Annotated in this window: 17 protein-coding genes; 10 read left to right on the top strand and 7 right to left on the bottom strand. The window is 67.8% G+C overall.

The genetic code is table 11. The features are described from left to right. The first annotated feature begins 75 nt into the window (after positions 1 to 75). Positions 76 to 963: a type IV toxin-antitoxin system AbiEi family antitoxin domain-containing protein gene (locus ABDC78_RS06865; protein WP_178361200.1), complete on the top strand. Its 888-nt coding sequence runs from the start codon at positions 76 to 78 to the stop codon at positions 961 to 963. Between the two features lie 68 nt (positions 964 to 1,031). Here the strand turns inward: ABDC78_RS06865 and ABDC78_RS06870 are convergent, their stop codons facing one another. Then, complete coding sequence (locus ABDC78_RS06870; RefSeq protein ID WP_178361199.1) at positions 1,032 to 1,505, bottom strand: gamma-glutamylcyclotransferase; 474 nt, start codon at positions 1,503 to 1,505, stop codon at positions 1,032 to 1,034. Between the two features lie 95 nt (positions 1,506 to 1,600). On the opposite strand from ABDC78_RS06870, the gene ABDC78_RS06875 reads away from it, so the two are divergent. The 5 genes from ABDC78_RS06875 to ABDC78_RS06895 all read left to right on the top strand — a co-directional run bounded on the left by ABDC78_RS06875 (position 1,601) and on the right by ABDC78_RS06895 (position 7,198). Continuing rightward, positions 1,601 to 3,016 carry an NAD(P)H-quinone dehydrogenase gene (locus ABDC78_RS06875; RefSeq protein ID WP_178361198.1) on the top strand — a complete coding sequence of 472 codons (1,416 nt, stop codon included), beginning with the start codon at positions 1,601 to 1,603 and terminating at the stop codon, positions 3,014 to 3,016. Positions 3,017 to 3,072: 56 nt separating this feature from the next. Continuing rightward, on the top strand, positions 3,073 to 4,818 hold the full coding sequence (locus ABDC78_RS06880; RefSeq protein ID WP_178361197.1) for a glycerol-3-phosphate dehydrogenase/oxidase: 1,746 nt from the start codon (positions 3,073 to 3,075) through the stop codon (positions 4,816 to 4,818). 20 nt (positions 4,819 to 4,838) lie between these two features. Next, positions 4,839 to 5,672, top strand: a complete 834-nt coding sequence (locus tag ABDC78_RS06885; RefSeq protein WP_178361196.1) for a pseudouridine synthase — start codon at positions 4,839 to 4,841, stop codon at positions 5,670 to 5,672. A 404-nt stretch (positions 5,673 to 6,076) separates the two neighbouring features. After that, positions 6,077 to 6,427: an RNA-binding protein gene (locus tag ABDC78_RS06890; protein ID WP_347133349.1), complete on the top strand. Its 351-nt coding sequence runs from the start codon at positions 6,077 to 6,079 to the stop codon at positions 6,425 to 6,427. Continuing rightward, positions 6,428 to 7,198 carry an SDR family oxidoreductase gene (locus tag ABDC78_RS06895; RefSeq protein WP_178361064.1) on the top strand — a complete coding sequence of 257 codons (771 nt, stop codon included), beginning with the start codon at positions 6,428 to 6,430 and terminating at the stop codon, positions 7,196 to 7,198. On the opposite strand, the gene ABDC78_RS06900 is transcribed toward ABDC78_RS06895, so the two are convergent. The 3 genes from ABDC78_RS06900 to ABDC78_RS06910 all read right to left on the bottom strand — a co-directional run bounded on the left by ABDC78_RS06900 (position 7,167) and on the right by ABDC78_RS06910 (position 9,454). After that, complete coding sequence (locus ABDC78_RS06900) at positions 7,167 to 7,832, bottom strand: TetR/AcrR family transcriptional regulator (protein ID WP_178361063.1); 666 nt, start codon at positions 7,830 to 7,832, stop codon at positions 7,167 to 7,169. The genes ABDC78_RS06895 and ABDC78_RS06900 overlap by 32 nt on opposite strands. Positions 7,833 to 7,950: 118 nt before the next feature. Then, on the bottom strand, positions 7,951 to 8,730 hold the full coding sequence (locus tag ABDC78_RS06905; RefSeq protein WP_178361062.1) for an enoyl-CoA hydratase-related protein: 780 nt from the start codon (positions 8,728 to 8,730) through the stop codon (positions 7,951 to 7,953). Positions 8,731 to 8,740: 10 nt separating this feature from the next. After that, the gene (locus tag ABDC78_RS06910) at positions 8,741 to 9,454 is read right to left on the bottom strand and encodes a TetR family transcriptional regulator (RefSeq protein WP_178361061.1); all 714 of its coding nucleotides are present in this window, start codon (positions 9,452 to 9,454) and stop codon (positions 8,741 to 8,743) included. A gap of 70 nt (positions 9,455 to 9,524) precedes the next feature. Here ABDC78_RS06910 and ABDC78_RS06915 point away from each other — a divergent pair, with 70 nt between their 5' ends. The 3 genes from ABDC78_RS06915 (at position 9,525) to ABDC78_RS06925 (ending at position 12,315) form a co-directional block, all read left to right on the top strand. Next, the gene (locus ABDC78_RS06915) at positions 9,525 to 10,583 is read left to right on the top strand and encodes a ferredoxin reductase (protein WP_178361060.1); all 1,059 of its coding nucleotides are present in this window, start codon (positions 9,525 to 9,527) and stop codon (positions 10,581 to 10,583) included. 34 nt (positions 10,584 to 10,617) lie between these two features. After that, positions 10,618 to 11,721: an acyl-CoA desaturase gene (locus ABDC78_RS06920; protein WP_178361059.1), complete on the top strand. Its 1,104-nt coding sequence runs from the start codon at positions 10,618 to 10,620 to the stop codon at positions 11,719 to 11,721. 168 nt (positions 11,722 to 11,889) lie between these two features. After that, positions 11,890 to 12,315 (top strand): hypothetical protein, encoded by a 426-nt coding sequence (locus tag ABDC78_RS06925; protein ID WP_178361058.1) that lies wholly within the window; start codon positions 11,890 to 11,892, stop codon positions 12,313 to 12,315. A 40-nt stretch (positions 12,316 to 12,355) separates the two neighbouring features. Here ABDC78_RS06925 and ABDC78_RS06930 read toward each other — a convergent pair whose 3' ends face one another. The 3 genes from ABDC78_RS06930 to ABDC78_RS06940 all read right to left on the bottom strand — a co-directional run bounded on the left by ABDC78_RS06930 (position 12,356) and on the right by ABDC78_RS06940 (position 18,673). After that, positions 12,356 to 13,270: a hypothetical protein gene (locus ABDC78_RS06930; RefSeq protein ID WP_178361057.1), complete on the bottom strand. Its 915-nt coding sequence runs from the start codon at positions 13,268 to 13,270 to the stop codon at positions 12,356 to 12,358. 115 nt (positions 13,271 to 13,385) lie between these two features. Further along, positions 13,386 to 14,138 (bottom strand): endonuclease VIII Nei2, encoded by a 753-nt coding sequence (gene nei2 / locus ABDC78_RS06935; protein ID WP_178361056.1) that lies wholly within the window; start codon positions 14,136 to 14,138, stop codon positions 13,386 to 13,388. After that, complete coding sequence (locus ABDC78_RS06940; protein ID WP_178361055.1) at positions 14,138 to 18,673, bottom strand: ATP-dependent helicase; 4,536 nt, start codon at positions 18,671 to 18,673, stop codon at positions 14,138 to 14,140. The genes nei2 and ABDC78_RS06940 overlap by 1 nt, the downstream gene beginning before the upstream one ends. 113 nt (positions 18,674 to 18,786) lie before the next feature. Here ABDC78_RS06940 and ABDC78_RS06945 point away from each other — a divergent pair, with 113 nt between their 5' ends. After that, complete coding sequence (locus tag ABDC78_RS06945; RefSeq protein ID WP_178361054.1) at positions 18,787 to 20,985, top strand: LuxR C-terminal-related transcriptional regulator; 2,199 nt, start codon at positions 18,787 to 18,789, stop codon at positions 20,983 to 20,985. The last annotated feature ends 1 nt before the right edge of the window (position 20,986 follow it).

Below are 20,986 nucleotides of genomic sequence, written 5' to 3' on the forward strand. Positions count from 1 at the left end.
CACAATCGCTCGTTGATCCACAGATGACGCGCGGCCTCTGGTGGTTCCGCAGACGCCCGCCACAACATGGCCGTCATGAACGACGACCTCGTCAGGCTGTTCGACGATCAGGGTGGCGTGGCGACCAGTGGCCAGATCCTCGCTCACCTGTCCCGACGGCGTTTCGAGGCAGCAGTGAATACCGGTGTGCTGGAACGGATGTGGCAGGGCATCTACTGTCGCGGCGAGCGCAGCGACGAGCTCCGGCTACGTGGTCTCGACCTCTCCTGCGGCAAACCGGTGGCGGTCTGCCTCGGGACGGCGGCGGCGCTGTACGGCTTCGACACCGAGGAGTCGGAAGCGCTGCATGTCCTCGACCCGCCGGGCTGCGCGTTGCGGAGTGCGGACGGCCTCGAAGTGCATCGGCGTGACGGCGCGCCGCTGGTGATGCGCGATGGTCGCCGGGCCACCTCGCCCGCGTGGACTGCCATCGAGGTCGCGCGAAGTCTGTACCGCCCGAGAGCGTTGGCCACTCTCGACGCGGCCCTGCGCAGCGGCACCTGCACCCTTCCGGATCTCTGGCGCGCGGCGGTCGAACAGAAGGGGCGCCGCGGCATCGTCGCGGTCCGCGATTTGCTGCCGCTGGCTGATGCCCGCTCGGAGTCGCCGATGGAGAGCGAGGCTCGGCTGGCGATGATCGACCGTGGCCTGCCGATCCCGGAGTTGCAGTACGAGATCGTCGACGGCAACGGCGAGGTGCGCCGACTCGACTTCGCCTGGCCTGACGCGGGCGTCGCCGCCGAATACGACGGCGTGGCCTGGCACTCCGGTCCTGAGGCGATGGTGCGGGATCGTCGGCGTCAGAACGCGTTGATGGATGTCGGCATCGTGGTCGTCCCCATCGTGTTCGAGGATGTGCGCTTTCGTGCCGACGAGTTCGTCAACCGCATCGACGCGCAACTGCGGCGCACTCGGGCGGCGTGAGCGCGCGCGAAATGCCAGCATTTACGGCGCGTCGACGTGCAGACACGCGCGCTCGCGGCACAGACCTGCTACGTGCCCGGGCCGATGTTGCTCGCCGGCCGGGTACGCAGGTCGTGTACGTATTCTGCTGGGGCACCGGCGATCTCGGCGGCTTCGGCCATCACGCCCAGATAGCGCGCCGACGGGATCCCGCCCTCCCAGGCGTCCACCACGTACAGCCATGCGAGCACCGGGTCGGTGTCGGTGTCCGACGTCAGCCGCTCCACCCGGCACCGGATCTTCTTGTGGAAGCCGAGCTCGGATCCCTCCCAGCGGTCGAGGCTGTCCTCGTCCTCCTTGGTCATGTCGTAGAGCACGACGAACACCTTGGAGGTCGGGTCCTCGACGACGGTGGCCAGCGCGCCCTCCCAGAAGATGTCGGCGCCGCCGAACGTCAGACGCCAGCCGTGCAACCATCCCGTCCCCGCCATCGGGGAGTGCGGCGCCCGCTGCAGCATCTGCTCGGGATGCATATTCGATCCGTAGGCGGCGTAGATCGGCACGCGCAAGAGCTTAGACGCATCGTGTTCAGCTGGCTGACATCCGGAGCGTCCCGCCTTCTGTGACGTCTGCGACCCAGGTGTCCTAGGTTGAAGCGGTGGTAACGCGCATCGTGGTCATCGGCGGCGGGCCGGCAGGGTATGAGGCGGCGCTGGTGGCTGCCGCCAGAGGGCGCGACGTCACCCAGGTGACGCTCGTCGACTCCGACGGACTCGGTGGAGCCTGCGTGCTCTACGACTGCGTGCCGTCGAAGACGTTGATCGCCGCCACCGGTGTGCGCACCGAACTGCGACGGGCCGAGCCGCTCGGCTACGACATCGGCATCGACGACGCCACGATCTCGCTGGTCCAGATCAACAACCGGGTCAAGACGCTGGCCGCCTCACAGTCGGCCGACATCGGCACCCAGCTGATCAACCAGGGGGTGACGATCATCGGCGGGCGCGGCGAGCTCGTCGACGACACCGAGGGCATGGCCCACCACCGGGTGAAGGTCACCACCCCCGACGGCAAGGTCGGCGTCCTCAAGGCCGACGTGGTGCTGATCGCGACCGGAGCGCGCCCCCGGGTGCTGCCGAACGCGGAGCCCGACGGCGAGCGCATCCTGACCTGGCGCCAGCTCTACGAGCTGACCGAGCTGCCCGAGCACCTGATCATCGTCGGCTCGGGGGTGACGGGCGCGGAGTTCTGCAACGCCTACACCGAGCTCGGGGTGACGGTGACGGTGGTGGCCAGCCGGGACCAGATCCTGCCGCACGAGGACTCCGACGCCGCCGCGGTGCTCGAGGAGGTGTTCGCCGAGCGCGGTGTCACGCTGGTCAAGAACGCCCGCGCCGACTCGGTGACCCGCACCGACAAGGGCGTGGTGGTCAAGATCGCCGACGGCCGCACGGTCGAGGGCAGCCACGCGCTGATGACGGTCGGATCGGTGCCCAACACCAGCGGCCTGGGCCTCGAGCGGGTCGGCGTCGAGCTCAAGCCCGGTGGCTACATCCCCGTCGACCGGGTGTCGCGCACCCCGGCCGCGGGCATCTACGCCGCAGGCGACTGCACCGGCCTGCTGCCGCTGGCGTCGGTCGCCGCCATGCAGGGCCGCATCGCGATGTACCACGCGCTGGGTGAGGGGGTGTCGCCGATCCGGCTGCGCACCGTCGCGTCGGCGACGTTCACCCGCCCCGAGATCGCCGCGGTGGGCATCCCGCAGTCGGCGATCGACGACGGCAGCGTGCCGGCCCGGACCATTGTGCTGCCGCTGAACACCAACGCCCGGGCGAAGATGTCGCTGCTCAGGCATGGTTTCGTGAAGATCTTCTGCAGGCCGGCGACGGGGGTGGTGATCGGCGGCGTGGTGGTTGCGCCGATCGCCTCGGAGCTGATCCTGCCGCTCGCGCTTGCGGTGCAGAACCGGATCTCCGTGACAGACCTGGCGCAGACGCTGTCGGTGTATCCGTCGCTGTCGGGTTCCATCGTGGAGGCAGCGCGCCGACTGATGACGCACGACGATCTCGACTGAGCCACGTAGCCTGGGAACCGACAACCGTACTGACAAGTAACGAGGAGTCGGTCAACGTGGCAGAGCCGATCCCAGGCCCGGGCAACGGGCAGACATTTCTCGGCGCCGAGCAACGCGCGCGCGCCTGGGAACGTCTGGGTAGCGAGCAGTTCGACGTGGTCGTGGTCGGTGGTGGTGTCGTCGGTGCCGGCGCCGCTCTGGACGCGGCCACCCGCGGCCTCAAGGTCGCCCTGGTGGAGGCCCGCGACTTCGCGTCGGGGACCTCCAGTCGCAGCAGCAAGATGTTCCACGGCGGTCTGCGCTACCTGGAGCAACTGGAGTTCGGTCTGGTGCGCGAGGCGCTGCACGAACGTGAGCTGTCGCTGACGACGCTGGCGCCGCATCTGGTCAAGCCGTTGCCGTTCCTGTTCCCGTTGACCAAGCGGTGGTGGGAGCGCCCGTACATCGCGGCGGGCATCATGCTCTACGACCAGTTGGGTGGCTCGAAATCCGTACCGGCGCAGAAGCATTACTCCCGCTCCGGTGCCCTGCGGCTGTCGCCGGGGCTCAAGCGTTCGTCTCTGATCGGCGGAATCCGCTACTTCGACACCGTCGTCGACGATGCCAGGCACACCATGATGGTGGCGCGCACCGCCGCTCACTACGGGGCGGTGGTCCGCACGTCCACCCAGGTGGTGGCCCTGCTGCGGGAGGGTGACCGGGTCACCGGGGTCCAGGTCCGTGACTCCGAGGACGGGTCGACCACCGAGGTTCGCGGACATGTGGTGGTCAACGCGACCGGGGTGTGGACCGATGAGATCCAGGCATTGTCCAAGGAGCGCGGGCGTTTTCGGGTGCGCGCGTCCAAGGGTGTGCACATCGTGGTGCCGCGCGACCGTGTTGTCAGCGAGGTCGCGATCATCCTGCGTACCGAGAAGTCGGTGCTGTTCGTCATCCCGTGGGGCACCCACTGGATCATCGGCACCACCGACACCGACTGGAACCTCGACCTCGCGCATCCCGCGGCGACGAAGGCCGATATCGACTACATCCTCAAGACCGTCAACACCGTGCTCGCCACCCCGTTGACCCACGACGACATCGACGGGGTGTACGCCGGACTGCGGCCACTGCTGGCCGGCGAGAGCGAATCGACATCGAAGCTGTCCCGCGAGCACGCCGTCGCGGTGCCCTCGCCGGGACTGGTCGCGATCGCCGGTGGCAAGTACACCACCTACCGGGTGATGGCCGAGGACGCGATCGACGCCGCGGCGGAGTTCGTTCCGACGCGGGTGGCGCCGTCGATCACCGAGAAGGTGCCGCTGATGGGCGCCGACGGCTACTTCGCGTTGGTCAATCAAACGCAAAGTGTCGGAACGCATTACAACCTACACCCGTATCGCGTCCGGCATCTGCTGGACCGGTACGGCTCGCTCATCGGTGAGGTGCTGGCGCTCGGTGAGGACAACCCGGATCTTCTGGGGCCGATCACCGAGGCGCCGGTGTACCTGAAGGTCGAAGCCGCGTACGCCGCGGCAGCCGAAGGGGCGCTGCACCTCGAGGACATCCTGGCGCGTCGGATGCGGATCTCCATCGAGTACCCGCACCGCGGTGTCGACTGTGCCCGAGAGGTCGCCGAAGTCGTTGCGCCCATTCTGGGTTGGAGTGCCGAGGACATCGACCGCGAGGTCGCGACGTACATCGCCCGCGTCGACGCCGAGGTGCGGTCCCAGCAGCAACCCGACGACGAGTCCGCCGACGCGCTGCGGGTGGCGGCGCCGGAGGCGCGTGCGGAGATCCTCGAGCCGGTACCTCTCACTTGAGGCGTCCCGCGCCGCTTCCCGTGCGTGACGGACTCGGGCCGGCGCGGGTCAGGCTGCGAGGCGGCGCGGTGCTCGTGGAGTTGGCGGACCGCTTCGGCGACGCTGCCGCAGCCAAGGTCCTCAACGGTGAGGTGCTGACCGCCGACGGTGGTGTCGTGACCGCAGCGACTGTGCTGCAACCCAATTCGTTCGTCTATCTCTACCGTGACCTGCCCGACGAGGTGGCGGTCCCGTTCGACATCCCGATCCTGCACCGTGACGAGAACATCCTCGTCGTCGACAAACCGCACTTCCTGGCGACGATGCCCCGCGGGCGTCACGTCGCCCAGACGGCGCTGGTGCGGTTGCGGCGCGACCTGGAGCTGCCGGATCTGGCGCCTGCGCACCGCCTGGACCGGCTGACCGCGGGCGTGCTGCTGTTCACCGTGCGCCGGGAGGTGCGCGGCGCGTATCAGACCATGTTCGCGAAGGGTCTGGCGCGAAAGACGTATCTGGCGCAGGCACCCGTCGACCCGGATCTGGTGTTCCCGATGACGCTGCGCAGTCGGATCGTCAAACGGCGGGGCAGCCTGCAGGCGGTCGAGGAGCCCGGCGAGCCGAACGCCGAGACGCGCATCGTGCATCGCGGCGACGGCGACTACCTGCTGACCCCGCGTACCGGGCGCACCCACCAGTTGCGGGTGCACATGGCATCGGTGGGGCTGCCGATCACGGGGGATCCGTGGTACCCCGAGGTGATCGACGTGGCTGCCGACGATTTCTCGGCGCCGCTGAAACTGCTTGCACAGCGCTTGGAGTTCGATGACCCGCTGACCGGGGTCGCGCGATTCTTCACCAGCACCCGTGGGTTCTAGTCTGCGCTCAGATCGCAGTACCCCTCACTACTGCGATCTGAGCGCACACCCTGTGCCGGTGGGCACGAAGTGAAATCTACGACATTGTTGGCGCGTTCGCTGTACGAATCGACGATCTGGTCAAAAGTGCCTGCGACTAGGCATTCAGTGCATTAATTGCCTGGCAACAATATTTGCCCGGTAGGGAAATATCCGCTACTGAACAGCCCGCTCAGCCGGACCTCGCCGCAGGGCCCGCGTGCTGGGCAGATGCCTCACATGCATGCGTCGGCACTCATGGTTGGCAAATTTTCGCTCGTTGTCGCGACGGAAAGCCGGTCCGCGTTCACCCACGCGGGAACGCGCCGACTGCCACAATCGGATGTCCGCGGCACCGGTCGCGGGAGACCCTGAGGAGCTTCACAGTGCGCGAGACCTGGCGCGTCGTCATTGCGGGTTTGTTCGTGGGTGCGGTGCTCAGCCCCGTGCTGGGCACCGCCCCGACCGCCCACGCCGTATGCGGCTCGGTCGGCGGCGTGCACTTCGACGTCACCGGTTGTTCGGACCCGCTCTACGAACTCAACGACGTGCTGGCACCGCCACCTCCTCCGCCCCCACCGCCGCCGCCACCGCCCCCACCGCCGCCACCGGGCGCGCCACCGCCACCTCCACCTCCACCGCCTCCGCCGCCACCCCCGCCGGTGTACATCCCGCCGCCCAACGTCAGTGTCTGCGCCGACGTCGGCCGCCGGATCAGCGTGAGCGGTTGCATCTAGGTGGATCGGGGCTCCTTCGACCGGCTGTTCGACATGACCGGCCGGACGGTCATCGTGACCGGCGGCACCCGCGGAATCGGGTTGGCGCTGGCCGAGGGTTACGTGCTGGCCGGCGCGCGGGTCGTCGTCGCCAGCCGTAAGGCTGATGCGTGCGAGCAGGCCGCCACGCATCTGCGCGAGATGGGCGGCGAGGCGATCGGCGTGCCCACGCACGTCGGAGATGTGGAAGACCTCGCATCGCTCGTCGCGCGCACGGTCGCCGAGTTCGGCGGGGTCGACGTCCTGGTGAACAACGCCGCCAACCCGCTGGCCCAGCCTCTGGGGCAGCTGACGGTCGACGCGCTGACGAAGTCGTTCGAGGTCAACCTGCGCGGGCCGGTGGTCCTGACCCAGGAGGCGTTGCCCCATCTGAAGGCCAGTCCGCACGCCGCGGTGCTGAACATGGTCTCGGTCGGCGCGTTCATCTTCGCGCCGATGTTGTCGATCTACGCGTCGATGAAGGCCGCGCTGATGTCGTTCACCCGATCGATGGCCGCCGAGTTCGTCCACGACGGAATCCGGGTCAACGCGCTGGCTCCCGGACCCGTCGACACCGACATGATGCGCAAGAACCCACCGGAAGCCATCGACGGGATGGTCAACGGCACGCTGATGCGGCGGCTGGCCTCCGCCGACGAAATGGTGGGCGCTGCATTGCTTTTGACGTCAGACGCGGGCAGCTACATCACCGGGCAGGTGATCATCGCCGACGGAGGCGGGACGCCGCGTTAGCGCCACCCCCGATCAGCGGGTCGAGAATCTCGGCCACTTGCGGGTAGACGATCGCGGGTGCGACCCAGCGGTACAGGAACTCGCGCAGCTCGACGCCGTTGCGCTTGGGGTTTCCGGCGTCGATGAGAAACGAATTGAGCACCCGCAGCGAGAATTCGTTCAGTTCGTTGAGGGCGTGCTCGTCGAAACCGTGTGCGTCCCAGTCGACGTCGAGCCGGTGCAGCAGCGACCGGCCGAAGGTGTATGCGGTGTCGGTGGTGAAGGACCCGCCGACCGAATGCTTACCCCGTTGGCTGAGCAGGAACCCGATCTGCGGGTCGTCGGCCAGCGATTCGATCGTGAACGCCATGCCTTCGACCATCGCGGCGACGGGGTCGGTCTCGTCGCGCACCCGTCGTTCCAGGCGTCCCAGGAACCCGTCGGCCTTCTGCATCGCGCACGCCACCAGCAGCGCCTCGGTGCTGGGGAAGTAGCGGTACACGGTCTGGCGGGTGACTCCCAGATCGCGTGCCACGTCGGCGATGCGCATCGAGGAGCCTCGGTCGGCGACGATCCGGTCCGCCGAGGCGAGGATGCGCGCGATCGCCTCCTCGTCTGACGAGGGCGGGTTTCCGGACCAACCATGGCTTCGCATTGCTACCCCCTCTTTTCGCGCCCCTCTTGCGCCGAAACTGTATTCCACGTGGGCTATCGGCGAAAAATCCCGCGTGGAATACAGTTTCGGCATCTAGTCCTTCCGGCAGCTTGGCCGTCTAGTCCTTGCGCAGCACCGAAGCGGCCGCCTCGCGCATCTCGCCGCTCGTCGATGCCAGGATCTGGCTGCGGTTCTCCAGGTGCAGAGCAGCTTCCAAGCTGCCTGCGTCGACGTTGGCCCACAGCACCTGCTTGGTCGACTCGAGGCCGAATTTTCCATAACCGCAGAGTGTTTCGGCGATCGCCAGCGCCTCGTCGACGACGTTCTCGGCGAGCCGGGACACGATGCCCAGCCGAAGCGCTTCCTCGCCGTCGACCGCCCGCGCGGTCAGGATCAAGTCGAATGCCGGCCCGGCCCCGATGACGCGGGGCAACGTATAGCTGACCCCGATGTCGCATCCGCCGAGCCCGAGCTTGATGAACTGGGTGCAGAATCGCGTCGACGCCGTGCCGATGCGGATGTCGCAGGCCAGTGCGATGCCGAAGCCACCGCCGTAGGCGACGCCGTTGACGGCCGCGATCACGGGCTGGCGCAGGCGATGGATCTTCGCGGTGAGGTCGGCGATGCGCTCCTGCCACCGCATCCCCGAGCGCGGGAACTCGGTGCCGCCGCCGGCTTCCGCCGGATTGGGGGCCGAAAGGTCCAGGCCCGAGCAGAATCCGCGACCGGCGCCGGTCAGCACGACGACCCGGCAGGTGTTGTCGACGGCGATCGCATCGAGCGCGGTGTGCAGTTCCTCGACCAGCTCGTAGGTCAACGCGTTGAGTTTGTCCGGCCGGTTGAGCGTCAGGACGGTGATCTCGGGCCGGGGATGTGTCACTTCGAGGACGGACGCCATGGCCGTCACGTTAACTGCTGCGCCAGCCCGCCACGCCGACGGTGATCATCCGCAGCTGCTTGATGGCGATGCGCTTGATCTCCTGGATGTGGTCGGCATCGGTGGTGTCCTCGAGCGACTCGGCGATCAGGATCATCGAGTTGACGAACACGCTGGCCAGGATGTTGAGGTCCTCGCTGCTCCACGTGTTCAAGCCGGGGAAGCGGGCCAGGTCGATGGCCAGTTCGGAGGTGATGAGTCGGATCTCGGTGCGGATGGCATAGCGCAGCACGGCCACGCCGCTGGAGCGCTCGCGCCCGATGAAGCGCCAGTGTTCGCGGCGGCCCTGAACGCCGTCGACCAGGATCTCCACCGACGACTCGATCACCCGGTTCGGATCGAGCTTGCCCGCGCGGGCCCCGCGCAACATGTCTCGCAGGGTCCGGAAGGACTCGTCGATCAGGACCAGACCGAGGGATTCCATCGAGTCGAAGTGCCGGTAGAACGCCGCGGGCACGATACCGGCTTCGCGGGTGACCTCACGCAGGCTCAGCGCGCTGAAGCTCTGCTCGGCGAGGAGGTGCAGCGCTGCTTCCACGATCGCTCGTCGAGTGGCCTGCTTGCGCTGGTCCCTGGTCAGCGACTCTTTGTCATCGCTTACCTGGCCGCGCGAGGACGTCCTCGACCGCGACCGTCCCGACCTGCCCGAACCGTCCGAGTGTGATCTGGGCGTACGACTGTTCACTGGCTGTGAAACCTACCACAACCTCTGTGCATCCATTGACGTGGAGAGTCCGTCACGCAATGGTGTACACATGTTCACTGAAACTCTGACCAAGCGAGTTCGGCGGTCCACACTGCTGGATCTGCTCACCGGTCCGCATGGCGTGGATCGCTTCACTGAGCTGGTCGACCCCACCTGGACGCGCGGCGACGCCCGCGCCCGGATCGTCGGGGTACGGCGTACCACCCCCCGCAGCGTCACGCTGACACTCGAACCCAATCGTGCGTTCACCGGGTTCCGCGCCGGTCAGCACATCAACCTTTCGGTCGAGATCGACGGTCGCCGTCGCACCCGACCGTACTCGCCGGCCAACGCCGAAACCGACGGGCTCGTCGAGCTGACGATCGGCCGCCACGACGGCGGGCTGGTGTCCACCTACCTGATCGAGCATGCCCGCGTCGGGATGGTCGTCGGCCTCGACTCCGTCGGCGGCGACTTCACGTTGCCCTCGGGGACCGGCTCCCTGCTGTTCGTCTCCGGCGGCAGTGGCATCACCCCGGTGATGTCGATGCTGCGCACGCTTCGAGCGCGGCGGCACACCGGAGCCGTGGCGTTCGTCCACTACGCCCGGTCTGCCGAAGAGGCGTGCTACCGCGACGAACTCGCCGACATCGCCCGCGCGATGCCGAACGTCACGGTGCTGCACGGCTACAGCCGGACGACGGCCGGGTCTGACCTGGACGGCCGCTTCGGTTCCGAGCACCTCGACGCGGCCCTGCCCGATGCCGACCACGTTTTCGTGTGTGGGCCGCCGGAGCTGGTCGACGCGGTGCGGTCGCTGCGCCCGGACGCGGCGTCGGAGAGCTTCGTTCCGCCGGTGTTCTCCGGTGAATCCTCCGGTGGCCGAGTGACTTTCGCCGACAGCGGCGTGGAGATCACCGACAACGGCAAGCCGCTGCTCGATCAGGCCGAGGCCGCCGGGTTGACGCCCGAAAGCGGTTGCCGGATGGGCATCTGCTTCTCCTGCACCCGCCGCAAGACCAGCGGCGCGGTGCGCAACGTGATCACCGGCGCGGTGTCCAGCGCCGAAGAAGAAGACGTGCAGCTCTGCATCACCACCCCCGTCGGCGACGTCGACATCGCTCTCTAAAGCCCTTCAGACCTCGACAGAAACGGAGATTCCAATGACTGTCACGACCCAACCCCAGGCCAAGACCCTCGAAAAGACGGTCGGGGGACGCACCATCACCATGACCCCCGAGCAGGCTGAGGCGTTCGGCCGCGAGCTCGACGAGCTCAAGGAAAGCGTCATCGCCGACCTCGGCGAACGCGACGCCACCTACATCCGGCGGATGATCAAGGCGCAGCGCACCCTCGAGGTCGGCGGCCGGGCACTGCTCTTCGGTGGCATCTTCCCGCCGTTCTGGCTGGCCGGCACCGCGATGCTGAGCTTGTCGAAGATCATCGACAACATGGAAATCGGCCACAACGTCATGCACGGCCAGTACGACTGGATGGGCGACCCGAACATCTCGAGCAAGAACTTCGAGTGGGACAACGCCTGCCCCGGCGACCAGTGGCGCCACTCGCACAACTACATGCACCACACCTACACCAACATCGTCGGGCTGGACCGCGACATCGGCTACGGCATCCTGCGGATGAGCTCGGACCAGCGGTGGCGGCCCTACTACCTGGGCAACCCGGTGTATGCGTTCCTGCTGATGGTGCTGTTCCAGTACGGCGTCGCGCTGCACGAACTGGAGAGCGAGAAGATCGCCTCCGGTGAGATCACCCTGACGGACAAGAAGGAGATCCTGTCGGGCATCTGGGCCAAGACCAAGCGGCAGACGCTCAAGGACTATGTGGCGTTCCCGTTGCTGGCCGGACCGTTCGCGCCGTGGGTCTTCACGGGCAACATGACCGCGAACCTGGTGCGCAACGTGTGGTCGTACATGATCATCTTCTGCGGGCACTTCCCCGAGGATGTGCAGGAGTTCTCGATCGAGGAGACCAAGGCCGAGACCCGCGGTCAGTGGTACTTCCGCCAGATCCTCGGGTCGGCGAACCTGACCGGCGGCAAGCTGTTCCACATCCTCAGCGGCAACCTGTCGTTCCAGATCGAACACCACCTGTTCCCCGACATCCCGGCGTTCCGGCACGCGGAGATCGCGCCCAAGGTGCAGGAGATCTGCGAGCGCTACGGCGTGCCTTACAACAAGGGCTCCCTGCCGCATCAGTTCGGGACCGTGGTGCGCAAGATCGTGAAGTTCGCCCTGCCCTTCTAGGGTCCCTTTCGTTCTCCGCCGAAACGGTATTCCGTGCGGGAATCCAGCAAGATTCTCCGCGTGGAATACCGTTTCGGCGTTTGGGGGCCCGGACGTAGGTCTTGTCGGATCGATGCGGGCGTGATGAAGTCTGCGTTGGTCGGGCAATGTTCGGAAGGGAATGTGTTGATGCGTGCTGCGTTCGCGGCGATGACGATTTTGGCGGCAGGTGCTCTTGGTGGAGCGGGGGTCGCGATGGCTCAGCCGGCGGTACCCAGCGCCGGGGAGTTGACCTCTGATCTGCAGCAGGTGCTCAACACCGGGGCACCCGCGGACCAGCGCGCCGCCAAGCTGGCAGGCGGACAGGCTGCTGTGCCGACCGCCGACAACATCGCCAACCGGTTGAACACCTATGGCGGCATGGTCAACTGGCAGGTGCAGAACCCGGTGCTCAACGGTGATCGACTCGACGCGCAGATCGCGGTGACGATCCCGATCTGGGGTACCAAGACCCACAACATCTACTGGGTCAACCAGGACGGCGATTGGAAGCTGTCGAATCCGTCGGCGTGCGTCATCGCCACCGACGTCGCCGGCGTCGGCTGCACGGTCTAGCCCTGCGGCCTCAACGCCGAAACTGTATTCCACGTGGGCTTTACGCGTACTTGAGCGCGCTGAGTGCAGTTTCGGCGTGAGCGTCGCGGTATGCGTACCTGGGGATCGTGATTCGACCGCGCCACCCGCGCTGCGTCATCGCGTCGCGTAGCTCCTCGATCACGTGCACGGGATTGTCCTCCTTGACGACGGTCCTCACGTGCCAGCCGAGCTGCGCGAGTTTCGGCAGGACACGCCGATCCTTGAGGTACTGCGCGCGGTCGGACTGGTGCTGGTCGCCGTCGTACTCGAGCGCGACTTTGAAGTTCTCCCAGCCGAAGTCGAGGACCCGCAGCGGGAGGCCATGCTCGTCGAAGACGGGTATCTGCGTCGTGGGCACCGGGAACCCGGCATCGATGACCAGCTTGCGCCACCACGATTCTGGTAGTGACATCGAGCCACCATCAACGAACGGCAGCACCGCTTTCAGTCGTGCCACTCCGCGAGCCCCTTTGTAGCGCTTGGTGAGCAGCATGACGTCGTCGACCGGGTACGGCTGGACCCGCATCAACGCGTCGAGGCGGCCCAGCGCGTCGTGCGTGCGGAAGCGCCCGAGATCGAATGCCGTGCGTGCCGGAGTCGCTATCGGCATTCCCGCCAGTTGCTGCCACTCGTCGGAGCCGATGCGCTCGTTGCGGGCGATGATGCCCCGGGGAGGTCGCGTGCAATTGAAGATCAGCTCGATGTCGATGTCGTCATCGACCCAGCGGGAACCGTGCAGCGCGGCTGCCGCCAACCCTGTGACGATTCCCGTGCGCTGCGACCAGAGCCAGGCGCCGATCGTCCGGTCGCGCAGCGTGAGGTTTCCCTCGGGGGCGTGCACATTCGGGTAGATCGGTCTGTATCGTCGCCTGAGTCCATGGCTCGTGACGATCCCGTCGGCGACGGCTTCTGTACCGATGACTGGCTCTCCCATGGATGCATGGTCGAAATCAGCACCGACAGAAAGTCGCCGAGATTGCTTGCAGCGCGCTAGTTATCCACAAGTTGCCGCGTGGAATACAGTTTCGGCGAAGAGGGGCGAAGTGGGGTCAGCGCTGGCAGGTGGGGCACCAGTAGGTGATGCGCTCCCCGCCGCGATCCGTCTCGATGGGCGTGCCGCACCGACGGCACGGCTTACCTGCGCGTCCGTACACCCACACGTCCTGGCCGGGGCGGGTGTTGCCGGTGGTCGTGCGATTGATCCGTGATCGATTGGCCCACAGCATCTGCTGGGTGCGGGTGACAACCCGCAACGGGTCGGTCAGCGCACCGACCGCGGTCCCCGGCCGCAGCCCGAACACGAACCCCAGCTCGTTGGCGTAGACGTTGCCGACGCCGGCCATCACCCGCTGATCCAGCAGCGTCTCGGACAGCGGTCGAGATGGGTCGGCCATCAGGTTGGCCGCCGCCGTCTCGGCCGACCAGTCGTCGCCGAGCAGGTCCGGGCCCAGGTGTGCAACAGCATCCATGTCGACGGCGCGCTCGAGGACCTCCAACACTCCGAGGTCGACGCCCGATGCCCGGGAGTCCGCTGTCTCCAAAACGATTCGCACCTTGTAGGCCGGCGCTCGAACCCGGCCGATGATCCACGCCCCGTCCATCTTCAGATGTGAGTGGATGCTCGCCGCTCCCACTCGGATGAACAGATGCTTGCCCCGGCTGAGCACTTCGTCGACCTTTTGCCCGGCCAGGTTCACCGCGGCGTACCGCGGCACCCGGACATCACAGCGCGTCAGCTCCTTGCCTTCCAGCGCCTCCCGCAGTTTGGTGGCCGTGCGGAACACGGTGTCGCCTTCAGGCATCAGCGCAGCCGCAGCCCGCGCGGCGTCTTGGCGAACCCGGCCTGCGTCAATGACGCCGACACCACCGAATCGCGTGCCTCGAGCACCGGCACACCGTCAACCCTCTCCACCAGCAGCGCCGGAACCCTTTGTCGCGTGACCAATTCGGCCAGCGCCGCCGCGGCCGCATTGGAGGTTTCGGCGTCGGTGGTGAAACTCAGCAGCGAACGCCCACCGCGTTCGACGAACCAGGCCAATTCGCCGTCGACCAGCACCACCAATGCCCCGGCTTTGCGACCGGGCCGATGGGCGGTGTCGGCGTCTGCGCCGCGCGCCGGCCACGGCAGGGCCGCCCCGAACGGGTTCGCCGGATCAGTCGCCGCCAGGGCGATGGTCCGCAGGGCGCCCTGCTTGTCGTCGATGCTGTCCGCGTGGGTGCGCAATCGGTCGACGGTGCTGGCGGTCGCGAACTGCGCACCGCCGAGCGACTCGACGAAATAGCCACGCTGGCACCGACCCGCATCCTCCAACGCGGTCAACACCTTGTACATCGAGGCGAACCCACCAGGGATGTTCTCGGTGGCTACCGCTCCTTTGGTGAGTACGCCGTGACGGGCGAGCAGTTGGTCGGCCTGGTAGTGCGCCCGCACGGTGGTGTCCGTCTCGGCGACGGGAAGCGCCGACCACCTCCCCGCCACCGTGGGGTCGGAATCGCGATGGGCGCCGGAGCTGATGCTGTATCGACTCAGCCGCGGCGCCCGACGATGCCGGTGCGACGGTGTGGCCGGCCGCCGCGCACCCGAGCCCCTGGTTCCGGACAGCAGGGCGCGCACCGGGGCGAACGTGTCGCCGCCGACATGACCTGACCAGATCAGCTGCCACAGAGCTTCTTTCAGCGATTCGGTGCTGGCGCCGTCGACCGAGAGCTGCCGGAAGAAGTACGCGCCGCCGCTGCCGAGGGCGGCCAGCACACCCCCGTGGACGTCGGTGAGCTCGATGTCGGCGGGCGGCGCCAACGACAGCGCCGCGGTGTCGGCGGGGTGGAACGCGACCCAGCCGTCGGCCGACGACAGCGCGCCGACGCCGGACCACACCACGTCACCGGAGGCGAGCAGTTCGTCGAGCATGCCCGGCTGATAGTCGCGCACCCGCTGGCCGAAGATCAGTGGCTCCACCGCCGAGGCGGGCATCGGCACCCCGGCGAGCTGGTCGATCACGGCGGCCAGCCCGTCGACCCCCGACACCGCGTCACCACCGAGTTGCTGCCACGCGGGCAGGAAGCGGCCCAGCGCAGCGGTGCTCACCGGCTCGATCTGTGCACGCAACGCAGCCAGCGAGCGGCGACGCAGAATCCGCAGCACCTCGGAGTCACACCACTGGTCCACGCTGCCGGAATCAGTGGGCGCATCGATGAACTCGCCGCGCATCAGTTTGCCGTCGGCCGCCAGTCGTCCGAGGACATCACCGGCCACCCGCAGTCCCAGGCCGAACCGGGTGGCCGCCTCGACCGTGGTGAACGGCCCGCGGGTGCGGGCATAGCGTGACAGCAGCTCACCCAGCGGGTCGACGATCGGCTCGAGGAACGCCATCGGCACGCCCACCGGGACCGCGACGCCCACGCCGTCGCGCAGCCGTCCGATGTCCTCGACCGCCGCCCACCAACTCTTGCCGGCGTAGGACACGGTGACTGCCCGCTTGGCCGTCAGCAGGCCCTCCAGCCAGCCGCCGACGTCGGTCTGCGTGCATCGCTGCGCGATCTCGTCGCTGGTCAACGGCCCCAGCATCCGCAACAGGTCCGCCACGCCCTCGGCGTCACGGGCGAAGCGTTCCTCGGTCAGGTGTTGCAACTGCCGGTGGGTCGAGGTGACGACATCGGCGTCGAGGAGTTCGCGCAGTTCCACCCGGCCCAGCAGTTCGGCCAGCAGCGTGGGGTCCAACGCCAGGGCGGCGGCGCGGCGTTCGGCAAGGGGGCTGTCGCCCTCGTACATGAATGCCCCGACGTAGCCGAACAGCAGCGATGCGGCGAAAGGCGACGGTGTCTGCGTCTCGACCTCGAGCAGTCGCACCCGCCGCTGAGCGACGCGCCCCATCAGCGCGATCAGCGTCGGCACGTCGTAGACGTCCTGCAGGCATTCGCGCACCGCCTCGAGCACGATCGGGAAGTCGGGGTATCCGCGGGCGACGTCGAGCAGTTGCGCCGCACGCTGGCGCTGATGCCACAGCGGTGAGCGCTTGCCGGGGTGGCGGCGCGGCAGCAGCAGCGCCCTGGCGGCACACTCCCGGAATCGGGAGGCGAACAGCGCCGACCCGCTCACCTCGGTGGTGACCAGCGGTTCGATCTCGTCGGGGTCGAACACGAAGATGTCGGCGCCGGGGGCGGTGTCGTCGGTGTCGGGCAATCGGACGATGATGCCGTCATCGGAGGCTGTGGGCTTCTCGTCGATGCCGTACCGCTCGTAGAGTCGCTTGCCGACCGCGAGCGCCAGCGGACCGTGTACACGTAACCCGTAGGGGGAGTGCAGGATCACCCGCCAGTCGCCGAGCTCGTCGCGGAAACGTTCCACCACCAGGGTCGTGTCCGACGGTACGGCCGAGGTCGCGGTCCGCTGCTCGTCGATCAGCTGCCACAGGTTGTCGATGGCAAAAGCGTCGAAACCGACCTGCTGGCAACGAGTCTCGAACGCGCCGCGATCGAGCCGGGCCAGCTCCCCGGTGAACGCGCCGATCGCCGCCCCCAGTTCGGCGGGTCGGCCGACCCCGTCGCCGCGCCAGAACGGCAGCCGTGCCGGTTCGCCGGGCGCGGGGATGACCAGCACCCGGTCGTGGGTGATCTCGGTGATCCGCCAGCTCGTCGCACCCAGCGAGATGACGTCACCCGGGCGGGATTCGTAGACCATCTCCTCGTCGAGTTCACCGACCCGCGAGGGCTTTTCGGAGTCGGCGCTGGACGCGAGGTAGACGGTGAACAGTCCGCGGTCGGGAATCGCGCCGCCGGAGGTGACCGCCAGCCGTTGCGCACCGGGACGCGCGGTCAGGGTGCCGGAGTCGCGATCGTAGACGATGCGGGGGCGCAACTCGGCGAACTCCGTCGACGGGTACTTGCCCGACAGCAGATCCAGTGTCGCCTCGTACGCACTGCGCGGCAGGGTCGCGAACGGCGCGCTGCGTCGCACTGTGTCGAACCACTGGTCGGCGTTGATCGGTTCCAGCGCGCACGCCGCGACGGTGTGCTGCGCGAGCACGTCGAGAGGATTCGCCGGTACCCGCATGGTCTCGATCTGGCCGGCCAGCATCCGCTGCACGCTGACGGCGCAGCCGATCAGATCGGTGCGGTGCTTGGGCAGCAGCACACCCTGGCTGATCTCGCCGACCTGGTGCCCTGCCCGGCCGACCCGCTGAAGTCCGCTGGCGACCGAGGGCGGTGTTTCCACCTGGATCACCAGATCGACTGAGCCCATGTCGATTCCGAGCTCAAGGCTGGACGTCGCGACCACTGCTTTGAGACGCCCGGTCTTCAGCGCGTCCTCGACCTCGGCGCGGGATTCCTTGCTGACCGAGCCGTGGTGGGCCCGCGCCAGGATCGGCTCGGCGCCGAACGTCTGCCCGCTTCCCATCACGTGGGCGGGCGCGCCGCCGGCCACCCCGGGGTTGGGCCCGCCGAGTTCGGTGCCGGTGCGTTCGGCGTGGATCTCGTTGAGCCGCGCGGTCAGTCGCTCGGCCAGCCGTCGCGAGTTGGTGAACACGATCGAGCTGTTGTGGGCCTCGATCAGGTCGACGATGCGTTCCTCGACGTCGGGCCAGATGGAGTTGTTCTCCAGATTGGCCATGTCGGGAACCGGAACCTGCACGGTCAGGTCGAAGGTCTTCGCCGCCGGCGGCGCGACGACAGTGGTGGGCGCGGCGCCGGACAGGAATCTGGCCACCTCTTCGGGTGGGCGGACCGTCGCCGACAGACCGATCCGCTGGGCGGGCCGGTCCAGCAGCGCGTCGAGACGCTCCAGCGACAGTGCGAGGTGTGCGCCACGCTTGGTGGCCGCGACGGCGTGCACCTCGTCGACGATGACCGTTTGCACGTTGGCCAGCGTCTCCCGGGCCGCGGAGGTCAGCATCAGGAACAGCGACTCGGGGGTGGTGATCAGGATGTCGGGCGGTCTGGTGATCAGTTCGCGGCGCATTTTGGGCGTGGTGTCCCCGGAGCGCACGCCGACGCTGATGCTCGGCGGAGGTTGCCCGGTGCGTTCGGCGATGCGGGAGATTCCGGTCAGCGGGGTGCGCAGGTTGCGCTCCACGTCGACGGCCAACGCCTTGAGTGGCGAGACATAGAGCACCCGGGTGCTCTTCGTGTCGTCCTGTGTCTGCGCCAGGCGGTCGATCGCCCACAGGAACGCCGCCAGCGTCTTCCCGGACCCCGTCGGGGCGATGACCAGCGTGTTGTCGCCGTCGGCGATCGCATTCCAGGCCTGCGCCTGCGCCGCGGTGGGCTCGACGAACGTGCCCGAGAACCACTCACGCGTCAGCGGGCTGAAGCGTGACAACGGGTCGACGGAAGCGGGCACGTGTCCATGGTGCCCCCACCCACCGACACGCGGTCGGGAGCACCGGAGTTTGCGGGGCGCCCGCCGCTGCTCGAACTGGCACCTTTGTGCAGGTCAGGGCTTAAGATTCAGCTGTGGTGGCGGGGGACTGGCAGCCGGACATTCCGGCGGTCACAATCGGTCGACCGCGGATCGGCGGCGCTGTCACCGCCCGACCCGCGGTGCTGGATCGGCTGCAGAAGGCCGCCGGCGGCGACCTGGTGGTGATGACCGCGCCCGCCGGCTACGGGAAGACCGCCGCGGCAGCACTGTGGGACGACGCGGACGAGCGCCCGTTCGCCTGGGTGCGGCTCGATTACCTCGACGAGGACCCCGTCCACCTCCTGCTGCACATCGCCACCGCCGTCGTCGAGCTGCGCGGGGGCGACGACGGCGTGCTGCGCTATCTGCGCGGTCCCGGCCGTTGCCCGCTCACACACCTGGTGCCCGCCGTGGTCCAACTCCTCGCGACGAGCGGGCCGCTGGTTCTGGTGCTCGACGAGACCCACGAAGTGAACGCTCCCGACGCGGTGGGCGCGCTGCAGGTGTTGATCGACGCGGTTCCGTTGTCCACGACGGTGGCCCTTCTCGGGCGGTTCCAACTGCCGCTGGATCTGGCGAGACGCCGACTGCAGCAGCGTGTCATCCAGATCGGTGTCGACGGACTGCGTTTCTCCAGCGACGAAGCCGCGGCTGTGCTCGCCTCGGTGGGCACACCGCTCGACCAGGCCACCGCCACTGCCGTCGTCGACCTGTGCGAGGGCTGGGCTGCAGGGTTGGTCCTGGTCGCCATGGCGCTGCGGGATGGTGTTCCGGTCGAATCCATCACCGGGAGAACAAGTGTGGTCGTCGACTACCTGGTCGAGGAGGTGCTGAAACGACTCGACCCCGACACCGTCACTTTCCTGCTCGAGTCGTCGGTGCTGGACCGGTTCTGCGCCGAGCAACTCGATGCGGTGCTCGAGCGTGACGACTCCGGTCAGATGCTGGAGTCGCTGTGGAGTTCCGGGAACATGTTCCTGATACCCCTTGATCAGCAACGGGTTTGGTTTCGCTACCACCGTCTGTTCGGAGATGTGCTCCGCAGCCGATTTCGGGTGACGGCGCGTCGGCGGTTCCGGCACGTGGCATCTCGGGCGGCTGAACTGCTGGAGCGCTCCGGCGATATCGAAAGTGCTCTGCTCAAGGCGCTCGACGCCGACGACCGGGCCCGCGCGGCGGCGTTGGTGAACCGAGAGGCTGTCCGGTTGGGTTTCGACGGTCGCGCGGGCGTCCTCGCCCGGCGGTTGGCGCTGCTGGACGCACGAACCTTCGCCGAGCACCCCGACGCGGCGGTGGCCCGCGCCTGGCTCGGTGTCACCACCGGCGACGCGGAGCTGATTCAGCGGTCGCTGATGCTCGCCCACCGCGCCGATACCGGACAGCCGCTGGCAGACGGCACCCCGTCGGTGAAAGTTGCTGCCGCGCTGATCAGTTCACTGATCGGGGTGAATGGGGTCAATGACGTGATCCGCCACGCCGATGTGGTGCTGGCCGCCGGGGACCACCTGGTCAATCCGTGGTGGGGTGCGGCGACGGTGATGAAGGGAGCGGCCGAGTCCATGCTGGGCAACGTCTCTCGCGCGCGCACCCTGCTCGAGTCCGCCCTGCCGGTCACCGACGACATCCCCGGTTTCCAGGCTGCCGCGTTGGCGCACTTGGCCCTGATGGATCTCGGTAGCGGCGATGACGAGGGCGCCGTCGCGACCAGCGACGCCGCTCGGACGATCGCTGACAAATACGATCTGTGTGACGTCGTCCCCATGGTGGTGGTGTACGCCGTCAGTGCGGTCATGAGTGCCCGCGTCGGGGACAGCGCCGGTGCGCGGGAGTCGGTGAGCATCACCGAGAAACTGCTGGGCCGACTGGGACATCTGGCAGGGCGCACCGCTCTCATGGGTCACGGCTTGCTGGCGTGGACGGCCGCGGTGATCCAGGACCCCGAGCTGCTGAGCACGCACCTCGATGCCGCAGAACGGGCGCGCCGACGTGAACCCGATGCGGTGGCGCTGTTGCAGCGCGTGGACCGGGTCCGGGCCATGGCCGCAGGCGGAGCCCGCCCGTTGACCGCCGCTGAGCTGAGGTTGCTGCCGTACTTGGCGACCCACTTCTCGCTGCAGCGGATCGCCGACGAACTGGTGGTGGGCCGGGAGACCACCAAGAGTCAGGCGACCTCGATCTACCGAAAGCTCGGGGTGAAGTCCCGTGCGGAAGCTGTGTCCGAGGCGAGAAGGGTTGGCCTGCTGGCAGATTGAC

The organism is Mycobacterium sp. DL, assembly GCF_039729195.1.
GTDB classification, from domain to species: domain Bacteria; phylum Actinomycetota; class Actinomycetes; order Mycobacteriales; family Mycobacteriaceae; genus Mycobacterium; species Mycobacterium hippocampi_A.

Excerpts from the sequence above, each read along its gene's own strand:
- ABDC78_RS06900 (WP_178361063.1), bottom strand. The coding sequence starts at position 7,832 with ATGCGAAGCCATGGTTGGTCCGGAAACCCGCCCTCGTCAGACGAGGAG.
- ABDC78_RS06925 (WP_178361058.1), top strand. The coding sequence starts at position 11,890 with ATGCGTGCTGCGTTCGCGGCGATGACGATTTTGGCGGCAGGTGCTCTT.
- ABDC78_RS06915 (WP_178361060.1), top strand. The coding sequence starts at position 9,525 with ATGTTCACTGAAACTCTGACCAAGCGAGTTCGGCGGTCCACACTGCTG.
- ABDC78_RS06905 (WP_178361062.1), bottom strand. The coding sequence starts at position 8,730 with ATGGCGTCCGTCCTCGAAGTGACACATCCCCGGCCCGAGATCACCGTC.
- ABDC78_RS06865 (WP_178361200.1), top strand. The coding sequence starts at position 76 with ATGAACGACGACCTCGTCAGGCTGTTCGACGATCAGGGTGGCGTGGCG.
- nei2 (WP_178361056.1), bottom strand. The coding sequence starts at position 14,138 with ATGCCTGAAGGCGACACCGTGTTCCGCACGGCCACCAAACTGCGGGAG.
- ABDC78_RS06930 (WP_178361057.1), bottom strand. The coding sequence starts at position 13,270 with ATGGGAGAGCCAGTCATCGGTACAGAAGCCGTCGCCGACGGGATCGTC.
- ABDC78_RS06920 (WP_178361059.1), top strand. The coding sequence starts at position 10,618 with ATGACTGTCACGACCCAACCCCAGGCCAAGACCCTCGAAAAGACGGTC.